This is a genomic window from Rhizobium sp. GCM10022189, from assembly GCF_042656325.1.
Lineage (GTDB): Bacteria > Pseudomonadota > Alphaproteobacteria > Rhizobiales > Rhizobiaceae > Rhizobium.
The window spans coordinates 554778-570317 of sequence record NZ_JBHSOR010000002.1; the positions used below are offsets into that span (position 1 = coordinate 554778).

Here is a 15540-nt window from a genome sequence, read left to right on the forward strand (position 1 = left end):
CACCGCTTACCTTGTTATCAATCGCTGCTGCCGAAAATGAGGTTTTGATAGGCGGCGAGCATCTCCGGATCCTCGACGGAGCCATGATGATGGAGTTGTCTCCAGGCGCCATCCATCCGAACGAACCAGCGGGTTGTTCGGAAGGCGACATCGAGACTGTCGCTGGCAGTTCTACACGTACCCCGCTCCCGACCGACGAACAGATGCCACTCGCGTCCACCTTGGCTGGTGAAATCATGGAACGTCACATTTACGGTGGCGGGGCCACCGAACAGCTTAGCATAACCCTCAGCGATCTCGTTCCACCCACGACGAATTCCGCCGATAGGGTTGTCCATGCTAGGAGCCGCCCCAGGGAACCAGACCGCTTCCAAGCCCACGATATCGGCCGAATTGAATGCCCTGTAGAATTCGATCAGCGCATCCAGGGCGCTATCATCCCCCGCCCTCTGTTCAACACCCGTAATTTCTTCAAAACGTTCGTTCATGTCTAAACCTCTCTCCGGAATCTTGGCGCGCTACGCCAACCCACTGCGTCGATCGGCCGACTTGACGGACGTGGGAACGCGCCACAGAGAAATTCGGGTTGCCAAGCCAGCGAAGGCAGCATGCGCGGCGGCGGTGGCGTAATCCATTGTACGATGGTGTTGGCGCAAACCCAACGCCGCTTAACCCCGACAAGACTCAGCCGATACCATTGTACAATGGACTTCTCGCCAGAACGGCGCATCCTCGCCAGGCGGTCGGAGCAGGCGCATTGCGCTGCCCGCGCCGCAAATTGAGAGTTATGATATACATACTTCGATTGGACGACGAGCCTGCTGTCTTCTCTGGGGACGAAGCACATGTATCGGATGATCTCGGCAATGACGAACGCAGCGCTTCCCGACAGCCGGGATGTCGAGCGACCAACAGTCGTAGTTATCGACGACGACATATCAGTCAGGGAATCCCTCGAGCTCCTAATACTATCTGCGGGATGGCGGCCACTGCTCTTTGAATCCGCCCAAGCCTACCTTGCAACACCGCTTTCGTCAGCTCCCTGCTGTCTCGTACTGGATGTCAATATGCCTGGCCTGAACGGCCTCGATTTGCAGACCATGATCAATATGGGCGGCAATCGCATGCCTATCATTTTCGTCTCCGGCTTTGGTGATGTCCCGATGACTGTGAAGGCGCTCAAGGGGGGCGCGATGGATTTCCTTACCAAACCCATCGACACGATGGCGCTTCTGGAGGCGATCCGATCGGCACTGGCGCGGAGCGAAGAAATGTTGCGCAACGACGAGGAGCTTCGACGGCTGCAGCGCTCGTACGAAACGCTGACCAAGCGGGAACGCGAGGTGATGATACGCGTGGTCAAGGGTCTCTTGAACAAGCAGGTCGCCTTCGACCTCGACATAAGCGAGATTACCGTGAAGGCGCATCGCGGCCAAGTGATGCGTAAAATGGACGCGCGCACCCTACCGGAACTGGTGAACATGGCTGCAAAGCTCCGCCTCGGAGAAAGTGTCGAGACAGACTGAAACGTTCAGCAGACCAATTATCGCGGCAGCCGATTTTCCTCGCACTTCGACTCTTTCGGATGGATAGTGAACTATCATCGCGACAAAAGAGCGGTGTGTGCATGCGAACCGACCGACGACATGTTCGAAAGCAGTCAAGCTCGGCGCTCGATCACCATCAACGCTGCTTCGTATAGGTTTCGGGTGAGGTCGCAGGCGCCCATCCTGGGCGCAAGCCTCGCCGACTGGCCCGCCCACAGGTTCGTGAAGTCGTTCCGGGACGCCTTTTCCGCATGGGCGCGCACGGCAGACAGTGCGGCACCTGCGGTTGGAAACGCTGGCACGGCCTCTGAAATGGGACCGAGTTCCTGCATGAGGCGGTTGACGATACCTCTGGCGGGACGACCGGTGAAGACGTTCGTGATCGCGGTACTATCGTCATCTGCCTTGGCGAGCGCTTGCGCATGTACCGCCGGGATCTTCGCCTCCGGGCAGAAGAGATAGGCCGTGCCGACCTGGACGGCGGAAGCGCCCAGCATCATGGCTGCGGCGACGCCCCGCCCGTCGGCGATACCGCCGGCAGCAATCACAGGAACCGCTACGGCATCGACAACTTGCGGAACGAGCGCCATCGTTCCGACCTGTGTGGACATGTCCTGCGTGAGGAAGTTGCCACGATGCCCTCCGGCCTCCGAACCCATCGCGATCACGGCGTCGGCCCCGTTCGCCTCCAGCCACACGGCTTCGGCCACAGTCGTTGCCGAAGACACCACTTTCGCCCCGGCTCCCTTCACGCGGTCTACGAGCGGCTTTGTGGGCAATCCGAAATGGAAGCTCACCACCTCCGGCCTGTGCTCTTCGACAACCTGGCAGAAAGCTTCATCGAATGGCGCACGACCCGCGCCTGAAACAGGAGCAGCAGGGTCGAGATCGAACTCGACATAGTAGGGCGCCAGCAACGCCCTCCATCGCATCTGAGCGACCGCGTCGACCGGAGGCGTTTGATGCGCGAAGAAGTTTATATTCAGCGGCGCCTTGCTCAAGCCACGTATGTTGCGGATCGCTGCTTCCAATTGATCGACGGTCAACTGCGCACTCGGCAGCGAGCCTAGTCCGCCAGCCTGCCCTGCGGCGACCACCATCTCGATTGTCGTGGCTCCCGCCATGGGCGCCTGGATGATCGGAAGCTCAATACCGAAAAGATCGAGAATGCGTCGGTCTAGCCAGTGCGTCATATCAGATACCATCCCATTCGTGTGGCTCGACCACTCGTTAGATCGTTGCACGTGGCGGGTCTATTGCACCTGATGATCTGGCACCCGATCCAAAGGTATCGGGGACACCTTCGTACAATAGTTAGAAGCGTTGAACCGCGAGATGGTGTTGTCAGGGCGGGTGGCGACGATCGTTCCCACCCCCAACAGCAGAGACATGACTTTGAAGATCCTAGCGAACCTGCCGCGCGTCGGCGGGTGGAGGATCGTGCGTGGTCTAACAATGGAGGTGCTAATGAGCACGCGTAAAACAATCTTGATCACCGGCGCGTCGCAGGGGATCGGGGCAGGACTGGTCAGATCGTTCCTCGAACGAGGCTACAATGTCGTCGGCACATCGCGCCGTGTCACGGAAGCATCGCTGCCGGACGCTCCGGAACACCTGGAACTGGTCGATGGCGATGTGGGAGATCCAGTAACCGCCGAACGGGTGGCGCACCGCGCGATCGAACGCTTCGGATCGATCGACGCGCTGGTGAACAACGCGGGCATTTTCTTCACCAAGCCGTTCCTCGAATACACGATCGACGACCTTCGGCAGCTTACCGCGACGAATGTTGAAGGATTCATACACTTCACCAAACACGCGATCCGGCAGATGCTCCGCCAGGGATCCGGCGGAAGCGTCGTCACGATTACGACTTCGCTGACAGACCACCCGATTGCCGGTGTGACCGCGTCCTTCGCCATGATCACCAAGGGCGGCCTGAATGCGGTCACGAAGAGCCTCGCGATGGAATTCGCCAAGGACAACATCCGGGTGAACGCCGTCGCTCCCGGCATCGTCGACACGCCGATGCATGAAAAGGATCCGAAGGATTTTCTGAAGTCTCTCTCGCCGATGGGTACGATCACCGCCGTCCAGGAGATCGTCAACGGTGTCGTCTATCTGACGGAATCTACCAACATTACCGGGGAGGTGCTGCACGTCGACAACGGCGCACATTTGGGGAAATGGTAGTCCCTGGCGCTGACGCACGATTGCGGGATCTTGATATCAAGCTCCCTCCCCCGCCGACACCTTTCGGCGCCTATGTCGAGGCGGTCCAGGTCGGCCCGCTTCTCTTCCTCAGTGGCATGCTCCCGGTGATTGGACACGAAGCGATCTACCATGGGCGCGTCGGCGAGGGTCTTTCGGTTCCTCAAGGATACGACGCCGCCCGTGCTGCCTGCCTCAGTGGGCTCGCCGCGGCGAAAGCGCACCTGGGGTCGCTGAACAAGATCAGCCGTATCGTCAAACTCGGCGTCTACATCGCATCGCCGGGCGATTTCCAGGAGCACCCGAAGGTGGCCGACGGAGCATCCGAGCTTCTGCGGGACGTCTTTGGCGCGTCGTCGGTTCCGCCCCGCATCGTCCTTGGCGTCTCCAGCATTCCGTTGGGAATGCCGGTCGAAATCGAACTCGTGCTCGAAATCGAATCCTAGCGACATCGTTCCAACAACCTGAATGGAGGTATTCATGAAACCCATCTCGAGGAGCGCAATGATCGCGTCATCGAAGTTCCTGACTGCTGCCGCAGTGCTCATGCTTCCCGCGCTCGCTCTTTCCGGGCAGACCATGGTCGCGGAAAAGACCGATCGCCCCGCTGACGCCAAGTCACAGCCTGCGAGCGAGAAACCGCAGATCCGGATCGAGAGGCGCACACCCGCATACTGGCGCGTCACCTTCGACAATCCGCCCTTCAACATATTCGGGCCGGAGACCATTCCACAGATGGAGAAGGTCGTCGCGGAGATCGAAGCGGACCCGAACCTGAGGGTCGTTGTCTTCGACAGCGCTGTGCCGGGCTTCTTCCTCACCCATTACAACTTTACGCCGCCGCTCTCCGAATCCACAAGCTTGCCTTATGGGAAGACCGGCCTCCATCCCCTCCCGGACATGCTCGTTCGTATCAGCAAGGCGCCCGTTGTCTCTATCGCGCTGATCCGCGGGCGAGCCACGGGCGTCGGCAGCGAATTGGCGCTCGCCAGCGATATGCGGTTTACCAGCAAGCAGAATGCAATCCTTTCTCAATGGGAGGTCGGAGCCGGTTTCGTCCCGGGCGGCGGCCCAATGGCACGCCTTCCGCGTCTAATGGGCCGCGGCCGTGCACTCGAGGTGCTGCTCGGGTCCGATGACATCAACGGCGAGCTTGCCGAGGAGTACGGCTACGTCAACCGTTCGTTCGACGACGAGAAGCTCGACCCCTTCGTCGATGCGCTCGCCGCGAGGATTTCTGGTTTCGACCGCCAGGCGATCGCCGATACAAAACGCCTCGTCGATTTCGCCAGCCTCCCCAGCGATCCGGAAATCGGAGCGGGCTGGGACGCGTTCATCCAGTCCGTCCAGCGCCCCGTGGCGCAGAAGAACATCGGCCGCCTGATGGAAATGGGGCTTCAGACGAACCCCGACATCGAAGCGCGGCTCGGGCACTACACGCAGACTTTGGCCGACAAGTAGGCCGGAGCCGCGCCCGCGCGTCGGAACGGCAGGTCGCGCGGGCGCACATCCTGCCAATCGTCCACTCAGATAAATCGCGTCCCAGCCGCGGAGATTTTCCGCACCGACAACCAACCAGCGATGGAGAAGTCACATGCACAGCATCGAAAACCAGATCGTCGATTCCAGCTTCTCGGCAATCATCAACGCGCCGATCGAACAGGTGGATATACCGAAGTGGTGCTTCACCCTGCCCGAGAAGGAATACCAAGGATGCTCTCCCGCACACATCGCCGCAGGCTTCACGACGGCGCCCGACGGAACTCGCATGTCGATTAATGTCGAGACGATCGGCGGGAGCCTGATGGTCCAGCATTACCTCGAAACCCTCGGCGAGAAGGATCATCTCATTCTTGATTCCGATTCCGACGTGTTCACGCCAAATGGCCGCGTGACGATCCACGTCACCTGGGAGCTCAGCGTCAAGAAACTCGACGCGGGTCGATGCGAGTTCACCAACCGCGTCAGGTCCTATGCGACGGACGAGATGATGGCCTCGCTCGACCGCCAGGGAATCCCGTTCGAGATCTTCCGGACGCAGCGGCAACCGATGTCGATCGCACACAACAAAGGCGAAACACCCCTGTTTGCGGCAAGCATCGAGCGGGCGGCGCTGAAGAACGCCGCCTCCACGAAAGCGGCCTGATCACCGGAGGAATACCCATGACACAACTGTCTTTCGACCGGAACAATACTGGTCTGCTCGTGGTCGATCCATACAACGACTTCATTTCCGAAGGCGGCAAGATCTGGCCGAGGATCAAGGAAGTGGCCGAGGCGAACAACTGCGTGCCGCACATGCTCCAGGTGCTCAATGCGGCACGCGAGGCGAAGCTTCGTGTCTTCTACGCAATGCATCACAGGTATCGCGCAGGCGATTACGAAAATTGGAAGTTCATCGCTCCTATCCAGCGCGCGGCTTGGCATCGCAAGAGCTTCGAGTTCGGCACCTGGGGCGGAGAATTTCGCGCTGAGTTCGTGCCACAACCGGGCGAGGTCGTGGCCTCCGAACACTGGTGCTCCAGCGGTTTCGCCAACACCGATCTCGATCTCGAGCTGAAGCGGCATGGAATCCAGAGGCTGATCGTGATCGGGCTCGTCGCGCATACCTGCATCGAGGCGACAGTCCGCTACGCCGCCGAACTCGGATACGACGTGACCGTCGTCAAGGACGCGGTAGCCGATTACTCGCCGGAGATGATGCATGCCGCTCTGGAGGTCAACCTCCCCAGCTATGCCAGCGCTATCGTCGAGACCACTGAAGCCATCGAAGCGATCGCCCTCACACAAGCGGCGTAAGCTCGCATCTCAGCCGCCACCAGTATCCGGCGGGCGTTCACGCGCGCGCCGGATCTCTCTTGAAACTAAAAAGTAATACTTTTCGTTTCGAAGGGTTGGCAGGCCCTTCACCTGCACCTATGTGAGTTCGACAGCCAATTGCCGCCGACTATGTCGATGCTCCCATGCAGCAAAGAGAGGCGGTCATGGCTCCCAATTCGAAAGGATCCACATGACACTCTCCGGCGACCTCCTCATCGGCGGCGCAAACGTGCGTGGCGCGGCTGCGACGTTCACCGCGACAAACCCTGCCGACGGCAGCTCGATGGAACCGACTTTCGCAGGCGCGACGAAGGAGCAGGCGGAGATGGCCGCGGCTTTGGCGTGGGCCGCGTTCCCGGTCTACAAGGAGACGACGCTCGAAGATCGGGCGCGCTTTCTGGAAGCCATCGCTGATGGCATCATCGCACTCGGCGACGATCTCATCCTGCGAGCGTCGGACGAAACTGGTCTGCCGCGCGCTCGAATCGAAGGCGAGCGCGCCAGAACTGTCGGACAGTTGCGCCTGTTCGCGAAAGAGGTCCGCGACGGCAAGTTTCAGGAGCTTCGCTTCGACCCGGCCGACGCTGAGCGCAAGCCTGTTGCCAAACCGGACCTACGACTGAGAAACGTTGCTCTCGGTCCGGTCGCCGTATTCGGAGCATCGAACTTCCCGCTCGCATTCTCTGTCGCTGGCGGCGACACAGCCTCGGCTCTCGCCGCCGGCTGCCCGGTTGTCGTCAAAGCCCACTCCGCCCACCCCGGAACGTCCGCGCTCGTTGGCAAAGCAGTCGTGGACGCCGTCGCGGCATGCGGTCTTCCACGTGGGACGTTTGCCCTTTTGTTCGATGCAGGGTTCGAAGTGGGACAGACCCTCGTCGCCGATCCCCGGATCCGTGCCGTCGGATTTACCGGTTCGCGCCGGGGCGGCACCGCGCTGATGAAGATCGCCTCGGAGCGGAAGCAGCCCATACCAGTCTACGCAGAGATGAGCAGTATCAATCCGGTCATCCTTTATCCGAATGCGCTTCGCAATCGCGCACCCGAGATCGGAAGATCGTTCGCATCCGCTCTAACCCTGGGTGCAGGCCAGTTCTGCACCAATCCGGGCCTTATCATCGCCGTCGACGGTGCGGGGCTCGATGCGTTCATCGAAAGTGCCAGTGCAGCGATTTCAGAAACGGAGGCCCAGACCATGCTGACGGGCGGGATCTGCGACGCCTATCGCAAGGGCGTGGCAAGGCTGTCGTCGTCATCGTCCGTCTCGAAGGTCGCTGCGGGGAGGAACGGAACTTCCTATCAGGCCGCGGCCGCGCTCTTCGAAACGACTGCCGCAGCATTCCTCCGCGATCCGGAGCTTCAGGAGGAAGTCTTCGGCGCCTCGGGACTGATCGTTCGCTGCGAGGACGAAACGGAGCTACTTGAAGTGATCGAATCCTTGGAAGGTCAGTTGACGATCGCCCTGCACGTGGATGCTGAGGACATCGCTGACGCCTCGATGATCATCCCGCAGTTGGAGCTTCTCGCGGGTCGACTTCTCGTAAACGGCTTCGGAACCGGCGTCGAGGTATCCCCGGCGATGGTCCATGGGGGGCCGTATCCGGCCACGTCAGACGGTAGATCGACCTCAGTCGGGACACTGGCGATTTATCGCTTCCTGCGACCTGTTTCCTACCAGGACTTCCCGGCGGAGCTGCTTCCGGAGTCACTTAGAAGGTCGTAAGCGCGCTCGGGTGGTGACGAAGAAGTCGGGCAGGCTTGGACCGCCTTCCCGACCAACCCTCATCTCCGAAGATCAGAGCTCGGCTGCCTTGGCCGCCATTGTTGCCTTCGCCCACCACACAAGCTCGTCGAGCGCCATCTTGGCCGACGGCAGGAGATTTGCCTCGATATCCTCGATTGGCTTGTTTCCACCCATCGGGAATACCGCGAAGAAATCGCTTCCGCCAATGTGAACGGCAGCGTGCGTGGAGACCATCTGCAGTTCCACACCAATACCCCTGAGATGCTCGAGGGCCCGCGAGCCGCCAGTGCTCCCATAGGCGATGGCGGTGAAGGGCTTGCGGTTCCATTCCGTATAGGCCTGATCGAGCGCGTTCTTCAGCACCCCGGTGATCGAGCGATTGTATTCTGCAACGACGAAGATGTAGCCGTCATACTGCCCGACGATCTTCTGCCAGCGAACCGCTTCTGGATCCTGGCTAGGGGCCCATGCGTTGGATGCCACCTCATGGAAGAACGGCAGCGGATGGTCACGCAGATCGACCACCTCCACATCCATGTCGTCGCGTGCCTGAGCCTGCTTTAGCATCCACTGCGCTGGTTTATCTCCGAAACGGGTCGGACGGGTCGAGCCGATGATGACGGCGATTTTTGGTTTGGAAGCCATGCGATCCTCATTTTTGCTGGTTTCTGTCTATGCCCCTCGTTCGAGGGTTAGTCGTCGTTCAGGACATCGGCGTACGCGTAGAGCCCTGGCGAACCTCCGGTCATTAGGAAGAGGACGTTTGATCCCGACCTGATGGCGCCGCTGTCGAAATCGGAAAGCATGCCGGCGAATGCCTTGCCTCCATAGACGGGATCGACAAGAAGGCCTTCCGTGCTGCCGAGCAATCTGACAGCCTCGACCATCTCCTGTGTCGGAATGCCGTAGCCGCCTCCGAGCTGCGTGCCGCTGATGCTGAGATCGCCAGGCCCCACCTGCTCCTTCCTGGACATAAGCTGGAGAACAGAATTGACCTTGTCGACTGTGGCGGGAAGGCAGGCATCAACGGGTGACAGGACGGTGTGAGCCAGTACTCGGGAGGGATCGCGGCCTGCGACCACCATTCCCGCAGCAAGCCCCGCATGCATTCCACCGCTGCCATTGGGGATTACCACCTGGTCGAACTCCACTCCCAACTCGGCAGACTGCATCGCGATCTCGAATGCGCAATCCACATAGCCCAAGCACCCAACTGGCGTTGAACCACCGAGGGTGGCCAGAAAGGCCTTGCGCCCGGAGGCGGCGAGCTCGGACGCCCGGCGCGAGGCGAACACACCCGCGTCATCTCCCCGCTTCAGGACGTGCAAGCGAGCCCCGAACAAGCGATCCAGCAGGACGTTCCCGTTCTTCTGATAGATCGCCGTATCCCGAGGAACCATCTGTGCGAGAACCAGCTCGCATGCCAGCCCGGATCGCGCACACGCCGCAGCGGCGAGCCGGGCGAAGTTCGATTGGACTCCTCCGATCGCCACTAGGGTGTCGCAGCCCTCGGCTGCGGCCTGCCCTACAAGGAATTCTAGCTTGCGCAGCTTGTTGCCGCCTCCCCCCAACCCCATGACGTCGTCCCGCTTCGCCCATATTGTGATACCCTTTGCACGCGCACCGAGGACACTCTCGAGGCGGTCGAGGCGCTGAATTGGCGTCGTCCGCTCAATCAGGCGCGTGCGCGGGAAACGGCTTAGGAGCGGTGTTTTAGTCATCGGACTGTCTCCACGAAGGTTGATGTGCGGCACGACTGCCTCAGTCGGTTCTGCTTGCAGTCAGTTCTCCGGTGATAAACTGAGCCCGCCCCATGCCGAACGACCAGTCCTCGTCCGAATTCTCCACGATAGAGACCATGACATCGGACGGATCGATACCGCATTCGATGCGAAACGACCGGGCAAGCGTTTCGTATAGGATGAGCTTCGTCGTGCGTGAGCGGACGCGGCTGATGATTTCGACAAGAACGAATCTTTCGGATCTATCAAACCCGAGACCGGTATCAAGGACTTGGAGATGCGATTGGTCGTACTGCTCCAATATCTGATATCGATCTCGGCGCGGAACGCCGAGCGCTTCGACCACGACATCGTGGGCTACGTCGAGCAGCGTTTGAAGTTCATCGACGCTGCGCCCTTTGAAGACGTGGATCTTCACCAATGGCATCGGTCATCTCCTTCTTCGGTGCGGTGCTTCGTCATGACGTGGATTCGCATCCCGATGGCGTGCAGCTCGCACCGGAATTCCGAGAGTTGAGGTCACCCATGTTACGACCTCCGCCACCTTCGGAAGGCGTGAAGGCAGACTTCGTCTGTGATACATTTGAGCATGATGCCAGCGCACCTATTATCGTGGCGAGGACGACTGCCTGCCGTCCTGCCGACACCCAAGATTTGAGTGCGATCGGCAACTTAAACCCCGGCATGGGACGCTCCGGGCATGGCATTCTGCGGGATCGCTGCGGGGCGATATCGGGGCGCAGGAATGCTCCGCGACAGGTTTGGTATCAACTTCTGCCTCGCCGCCTCATATGCATTCCAGTCATCCGCGTCCGGAACGGATGGAAGCGTCACCAGCTCCCCCAAATCCAAGCCCGCGAGAGCAGCGTCCACCGTGTCGTCGGCTTTCATGACTATATTCTCAGGAAGATGCTTGAGCGATCCGCCGGAAGCCTCCCAGAACGGAGTCTCCACAGCCCCCGGAAGAACGGCCTGAACGCGAATGTTCTTCTCGGCAAGTTCCTTGTGAAGCGAGAACGTCAGCGCGAGAACGAACGCTTTGGTGGCACCGTAGACGCCGTTGAGAATTTCGGGGGCGAGAGCAAGCGCCGATGCGACGTTGATGATCGTGCCCTTCTCGCGCGCCACAAAGGACGGAGCGGCGGCATAGACAAGCCGGGTCAATGCCGTGACGTTGATCCTGATCATGCGCTCCATGTCGTCAACATCAGAGACAAGGAGCGGCTGCACCGCGCCAACGCCTGCATTGTTGACGAGCACCGCGATTGATGGATCGCTGTGAAGTAACCTCTCGATCTTGAGAAGGTCCTCCTTGGCGCCGAGATCGGCTCGCAGGGTCGTAACGCGACGCCCAGTCCCCCGGGTGATTTCTCCGGCAACCTTCGTGAGCGCATCTTGGCTGCGCGCCACGAGGACGAGATCGTAGCCTCGTCTGGCGAACCTGTCGGCGTAGATCGCGCCGATGCCTGAGGATGCACCTGTAATCAGGGCTGTCCCTTTGGAGGATTGGGTCATCTAGCGTCTCCCTGCTGAGCGTCCGTGAGCGTGCTGCCCATCTGACTGTTGGCCGTTAATCGTCATAGGGATCGGCCGGAACCCACCCGGAATCCATTGGACGAAGGTATCGGCGATACCTTGGAAGGGTTTTCGCGATCGATCACACGCCGGAACCAACACCATCGGACAATGGACGCGACCGGTGCGCGAGAGCATCGTCACGCCGTCTGCGGATGGTCCGCAGGTTCACCTAGAGGGAGAAGGCGAATGACCATCCAGGAGCGCAGCACTCAGTCTGCCACCGCTGTGAACGACATCGACATGAAGCTTGAGGTCATTGTGATACCTGTTTCCGACGTTGATCGCTCGAAGTCCTTCTACACGGCCCTTGGCTGGAGACTCGATGCCGACGTCTCTGGCGCAGATGGTTTCCGGGTCGTCCAGGTTACGCCTCCGGGATCGCCCTGCTCCGTCATCTTCGGCAGGAAAGTTACTGCGGCCGTCCCGGGATCGGCACAGGGCCTGCACCTCATCGTCGCCGACATCGAGATGGCCCATGCGGCGCTCGCCGCTCGCGGGGCGGAAATGAGCGGTGTTTTCCATGACTCAGGTGGTGTGTTTCACCACAAGGGTACAGACGGGCGGCTCCCCGGCCCCCATCCCTCTCGCGCCAGCTATGGCTCGTTTGCGTCCTTCATGGATCCGGACGGCAACGGGTGGCTGCTCCAAGAAGTGACCGCGAGACTTCCCGGCCGCATCGAAGCCACAGGTGCAGCCTTCAGCTCCGCCGCCGATCTTGCGACCGCGCTTCGTCGTGCCGCCGAAGCCCATGGCGAACATGAGAAACGCATGGGTGGGAAACACGACGATGCATGGCCGGACTGGTACGCCGAATATATCGTGAGCGAGCAGTCGGGCGGTCCTCTCCCGACTCGATGAGCATTGTGCGTGGCGGCGCTGAATGAGGCCAAGGTGGGACTAGCGGCGTCGCGGGCTCGCTGATTTTCCGCCGATACCGATACCATTGCACTATAGATGGGTAGCAGCAGGGTGAGGCATGATCCGGTGGCGACATTGTCCTCGCAAAAGCACGGAGCGACTGTCGGACGGCTACCGGCTACGACAAGCAATTCGGATGTTCCAGCTCACGAAGGGAAATTGTGACGAACCAGAATCCGGACAATACCCATGCAGACAATCCTGCGCTGCCGCCGCATGCTTCAGCCCAGATCGCCGCGATGACAGGTCGCGATCGGCTTCGTCGGTGCGTGGACGACATCCTGACAATCACGGCTCTTCCTACTACATGGATCGGAAAAGGCCTTGATGACATTGGCAAGAGACTCCTGGATGTCGTCGGCCCTCTGTTGAACGTCGATTTCCTGGTTCTGAGAATTGCCGCGCGCCAAGGCGAACGGAGCACCAACATCACTTGGTTCGGGAGACTCGCTGGATTGGACGACGCGAGTGGTTTCCGACATGACCTGATAGCCATGCTTGGCGATGTGACTTCCACGTTATCTGCCACTACGTTGCAATGGGGCACATCGACGTTCTCCTGTGTTCTCCAGGAACTCAACGCAAACATCGCCAATGGCGCGCTCGTTGCCGGCACCCGTGAATCCTTCTTCCCTGATGAAGAGGACAGGGTCATCCTGCGCGTTGCAGCAATCCAGGCAGCCGTCGCAATCGGACAGGCTTTCAAACTTCGGGATGACAATCAGGCGGCAATCATTCGCGAGCGCAACAGGATCGTCGATGCGATTCCACTGATGGCATGGTTCGCCCTACCGGACGGTCGCGCCGATCACCTCAACACGCGCTTCCTGGGGTTTCTCGGATACACGAGGGAACAGGCTATTGGCTGGAACTGGATGACGGCCCTTCACCCGGACGATGCAACGACGTTGAAGGACACATTGCTCGCACTTCTCAGGTCGGGGCGCGCTGGAGAAGCTGAGGCCCGCCTGCGCGGCTGCGATGGCGACTACAAGTGGTTCCTGTTCCGTGCAAATCCGTCATATGCCGAAGATGGGTCGCTGGCGGGTTGGTACGGCACGAATACCGACATCGACGACAGGAAACGAACAGAGGAAGAATTGCGCAAGAGCGCTGCGTTTCTCGCGCAGGGCCAGGAACTGACCCAGACGGGCAGCGTCTGGTGGAGACCGTCGACTGACGAGATCCAGTGGTCGGACCAGGCTTACCGGGTTGCCGGCCTGCCCGTCACGCAGAAGCCGACGGTGACCATGATGCTCGACCGTTGCCACCCCGAAGACCTAGCTCAAGTCCGAGAGCTCATTTCCCGCGCGGCGCACGATGGCATGAATGTCGACCTCGAGCACCGCCTCTTGATGCCAAACGGGGAAATCAAATACGTGCACGTGGTCCTTCAGAACATCGGCTTGAATGCCGCTGACCCAGAATTCATAGGCGCCGTGACAGACATCACCGCGCGAACGATCGCGGAGAGGACGCTCCGACGAAGTGAAGTGCTCCTTGCGGAAGGACAAAGGATCAGCTTGACCGGGACCTTTTCCTGGAAGGTCGACACCGACGAACTGACATTCTCGGACGAGCTGAACCGGATCTTCGGCTTCGATCAGAACACTGTAATCGATTTCGACAAGATAGCTGCACGCGTCTACGAGGAGGATCTTGGCCTTCTGGCGAAGAAGATGGCTGAGGTGCGCTCGGGAGGCGACAACCCTGACTACGACATCAGGCTGTTCGTCGATGGTCGTATGAAGTATGTCAGGGTCGTGGGACGCATAGTCCAACACCTCGACGGCACGACGGAGTGCATTGGAGCAGTGCAGGATGTCTCAGCGCAGCGGCTGGCGGAGCAGGCCCGGGACAAGCTGCGCTCCGACCTGGCTCAGCTTGCTCGAGCGATGAGCCTGAGCACCATGGTCGCATCCATTGCGCACGAGGTGAACCAGCCCTTGGCCGGAATCATCACGAACGCCAGTACATCTTTGCTAATGCTGTCGCAGACCCCGCCAGATGTGAGCGGTGCAATGGAAACAGCACGACGGACGATCCGCGATGGCAACCGGGCGGCGGATGTGATCGTCCGGCTGCGAAATCTGTTCAGGCGAGGCGTTGCGACGGTCGAGCCGCTCGACCTCAACGTGGCGGCCCGGGAAGTGATCGCGCTCTTGACAAACGACATGCAACGAGGCCGCATCAGCCTGCATTCGGAACTTTCCGATAGCCTGCCCCTTATCGTTGGAGATCGCGTGCAGCTCCAGCAGGTCATAATGAACCTCCTCCGAAATTCCATCGAGGCCATGGCGGACATATCGCCTTCGTCCCGAAGCATCCTCGTTCGAACAGAGGCGGAGGACGATGGAGGCGTGAAACTGACAGTTTCCGACACTGGGTGCGGATTGGCAACTCTGGAAACAGATCGCCTGTTTGACGCCTTCCGCACAACGAAACCCGATGGCATGGGAATCGGTTTGTCGGTAAGCCGCTCCATAGTCGAAGCGCATGGAGGTAAAATCTGGGCGACCTCGGGTTCCGCAGGCGGCGCCATATTTGGCTTTTCGATAAGGGCTCGGAGAACGCAGGACAGCCCCTGCTCGAAGGCGGATCGATAATGACGAGCGCGCGCGCGCTGGTATCTGTCGTTGATGATGATGAGTCGGTCAGAGAGTCTCTTCCCGACCTGATCCGGATGTTCGGATACGACGTCCGCGCATTCTCCTCTGCCGATGAGTTCCTGGATTCCGAATGGGTGTCAAGAACGAACTGCCTGATACTCGACGTCGCCATGCCTGGCATGTCCGGTCCCGAGCTTGAGGAAGAGTTGATCCGTCGCGGTGACCGAATTCCCGTGGTCTTCATAACAGCCCACAAGGATGAGAACGATCGAATTCCACTCATGCAGAACGGCGCGGTTGCCTGCCTGTTCAAGCCGTTCAGCGATGTCGCGCTCCAGGAAACGCTGGATCGGGTTTTTGCCTAGGAGAGTGTG

The 15540-nt window shown here is 60.0% G+C and carries 16 protein-coding genes; 10 read left to right on the forward strand and 6 right to left on the reverse strand.

Annotation, left to right across the window (positions count from 1 at the left end):
* Positions 1-17: 17 nt before the first annotated feature.
* Positions 18-488, reverse strand: a complete 471-nt coding sequence (locus ACFPWW_RS02935) for a YybH family protein (protein WP_216759103.1) — start codon at positions 486-488, stop codon at positions 18-20.
* A 357-nt stretch (positions 489-845) separates the two neighbouring features.
* Between ACFPWW_RS02935 and ACFPWW_RS02940 the strand changes: the two genes are divergently transcribed.
* Positions 846-1526: a response regulator transcription factor gene (locus tag ACFPWW_RS02940; protein WP_216759104.1), complete on the forward strand. Its 681-nt coding sequence runs from the start codon at positions 846-848 to the stop codon at positions 1524-1526.
* 134 nt (positions 1527-1660) lie between these two features.
* Here the strand turns inward: ACFPWW_RS02940 and ACFPWW_RS02945 are convergent, their stop codons facing one another.
* Positions 1661-2740, reverse strand: coding sequence for an NAD(P)H-dependent flavin oxidoreductase (locus tag ACFPWW_RS02945; RefSeq protein ID WP_377310279.1), 1080 nt, complete (start codon positions 2738-2740; stop codon positions 1661-1663).
* 274 nt (positions 2741-3014) lie between these two features.
* Here ACFPWW_RS02945 and ACFPWW_RS02950 point away from each other — a divergent pair, with 274 nt between their 5' ends.
* The 6 genes from ACFPWW_RS02950 to ACFPWW_RS02975 all read left to right on the forward strand — a co-directional run bounded on the left by ACFPWW_RS02950 (position 3015) and on the right by ACFPWW_RS02975 (position 8298).
* On the forward strand, positions 3015-3740 hold the full coding sequence (locus tag ACFPWW_RS02950) for an SDR family NAD(P)-dependent oxidoreductase (RefSeq protein WP_377310281.1): 726 nt from the start codon (positions 3015-3017) through the stop codon (positions 3738-3740).
* Positions 3734-4204, forward strand: coding sequence for a RidA family protein (locus tag ACFPWW_RS02955; protein WP_377310283.1), 471 nt, complete (start codon positions 3734-3736; stop codon positions 4202-4204). The genes ACFPWW_RS02950 and ACFPWW_RS02955 overlap by 7 nt, the downstream gene beginning before the upstream one ends.
* A gap of 34 nt (positions 4205-4238) precedes the next feature.
* On the forward strand, positions 4239-5219 hold the full coding sequence (locus ACFPWW_RS02960; protein WP_377310285.1) for an enoyl-CoA hydratase/isomerase family protein: 981 nt from the start codon (positions 4239-4241) through the stop codon (positions 5217-5219).
* Positions 5220-5352: 133 nt separating this feature from the next.
* Positions 5353-5904, forward strand: a complete 552-nt coding sequence (locus ACFPWW_RS02965) for a hypothetical protein (protein WP_016556131.1) — start codon at positions 5353-5355, stop codon at positions 5902-5904.
* 17 nt (positions 5905-5921) lie between these two features.
* Positions 5922-6557, forward strand: a complete 636-nt coding sequence (locus ACFPWW_RS02970) for an isochorismatase family cysteine hydrolase (protein WP_216759109.1) — start codon at positions 5922-5924, stop codon at positions 6555-6557.
* A gap of 211 nt (positions 6558-6768) precedes the next feature.
* Positions 6769-8298, forward strand: a complete 1530-nt coding sequence (locus tag ACFPWW_RS02975) for an aldehyde dehydrogenase (NADP(+)) (protein WP_377310286.1) — start codon at positions 6769-6771, stop codon at positions 8296-8298.
* Positions 8299-8370: 72 nt separating this feature from the next.
* On the opposite strand, the gene ACFPWW_RS02980 is transcribed toward ACFPWW_RS02975, so the two are convergent.
* From ACFPWW_RS02980 to ACFPWW_RS02995, 4 genes are all read right to left on the reverse strand, one after another.
* Complete coding sequence (locus ACFPWW_RS02980) at positions 8371-8964, reverse strand: NADPH-dependent FMN reductase (RefSeq protein WP_377310288.1); 594 nt, start codon at positions 8962-8964, stop codon at positions 8371-8373.
* Positions 8965-9011: 47 nt separating this feature from the next.
* Positions 9012-10040, reverse strand: coding sequence for a D-cysteine desulfhydrase family protein (locus ACFPWW_RS02985; protein ID WP_377310290.1), 1029 nt, complete (start codon positions 10038-10040; stop codon positions 9012-9014).
* A 40-nt stretch (positions 10041-10080) separates the two neighbouring features.
* Complete coding sequence (locus ACFPWW_RS02990; RefSeq protein WP_377310291.1) at positions 10081-10488, reverse strand: tautomerase family protein; 408 nt, start codon at positions 10486-10488, stop codon at positions 10081-10083.
* Between the two features lie 245 nt (positions 10489-10733).
* Positions 10734-11576, reverse strand: coding sequence for an SDR family NAD(P)-dependent oxidoreductase (locus ACFPWW_RS02995; RefSeq protein WP_216759114.1), 843 nt, complete (start codon positions 11574-11576; stop codon positions 10734-10736).
* 249 nt (positions 11577-11825) lie between these two features.
* On the opposite strand from ACFPWW_RS02995, the gene ACFPWW_RS03000 reads away from it, so the two are divergent.
* From ACFPWW_RS03000 to ACFPWW_RS03010, 3 genes are all read left to right on the forward strand, one after another.
* Positions 11826-12497 carry a VOC family protein gene (locus ACFPWW_RS03000; protein WP_377310294.1) on the forward strand — a complete coding sequence of 224 codons (672 nt, stop codon included), beginning with the start codon at positions 11826-11828 and terminating at the stop codon, positions 12495-12497.
* 221 nt (positions 12498-12718) lie between these two features.
* Positions 12719-15163, forward strand: coding sequence for a PAS domain-containing protein (locus tag ACFPWW_RS03005; RefSeq protein ID WP_377310296.1), 2445 nt, complete (start codon positions 12719-12721; stop codon positions 15161-15163).
* Positions 15163-15531: a response regulator transcription factor gene (locus tag ACFPWW_RS03010; RefSeq protein ID WP_216759117.1), complete on the forward strand. Its 369-nt coding sequence runs from the start codon at positions 15163-15165 to the stop codon at positions 15529-15531. The genes ACFPWW_RS03005 and ACFPWW_RS03010 overlap by 1 nt, the downstream gene beginning before the upstream one ends.
* Positions 15532-15540 lie beyond the last annotated feature (9 nt).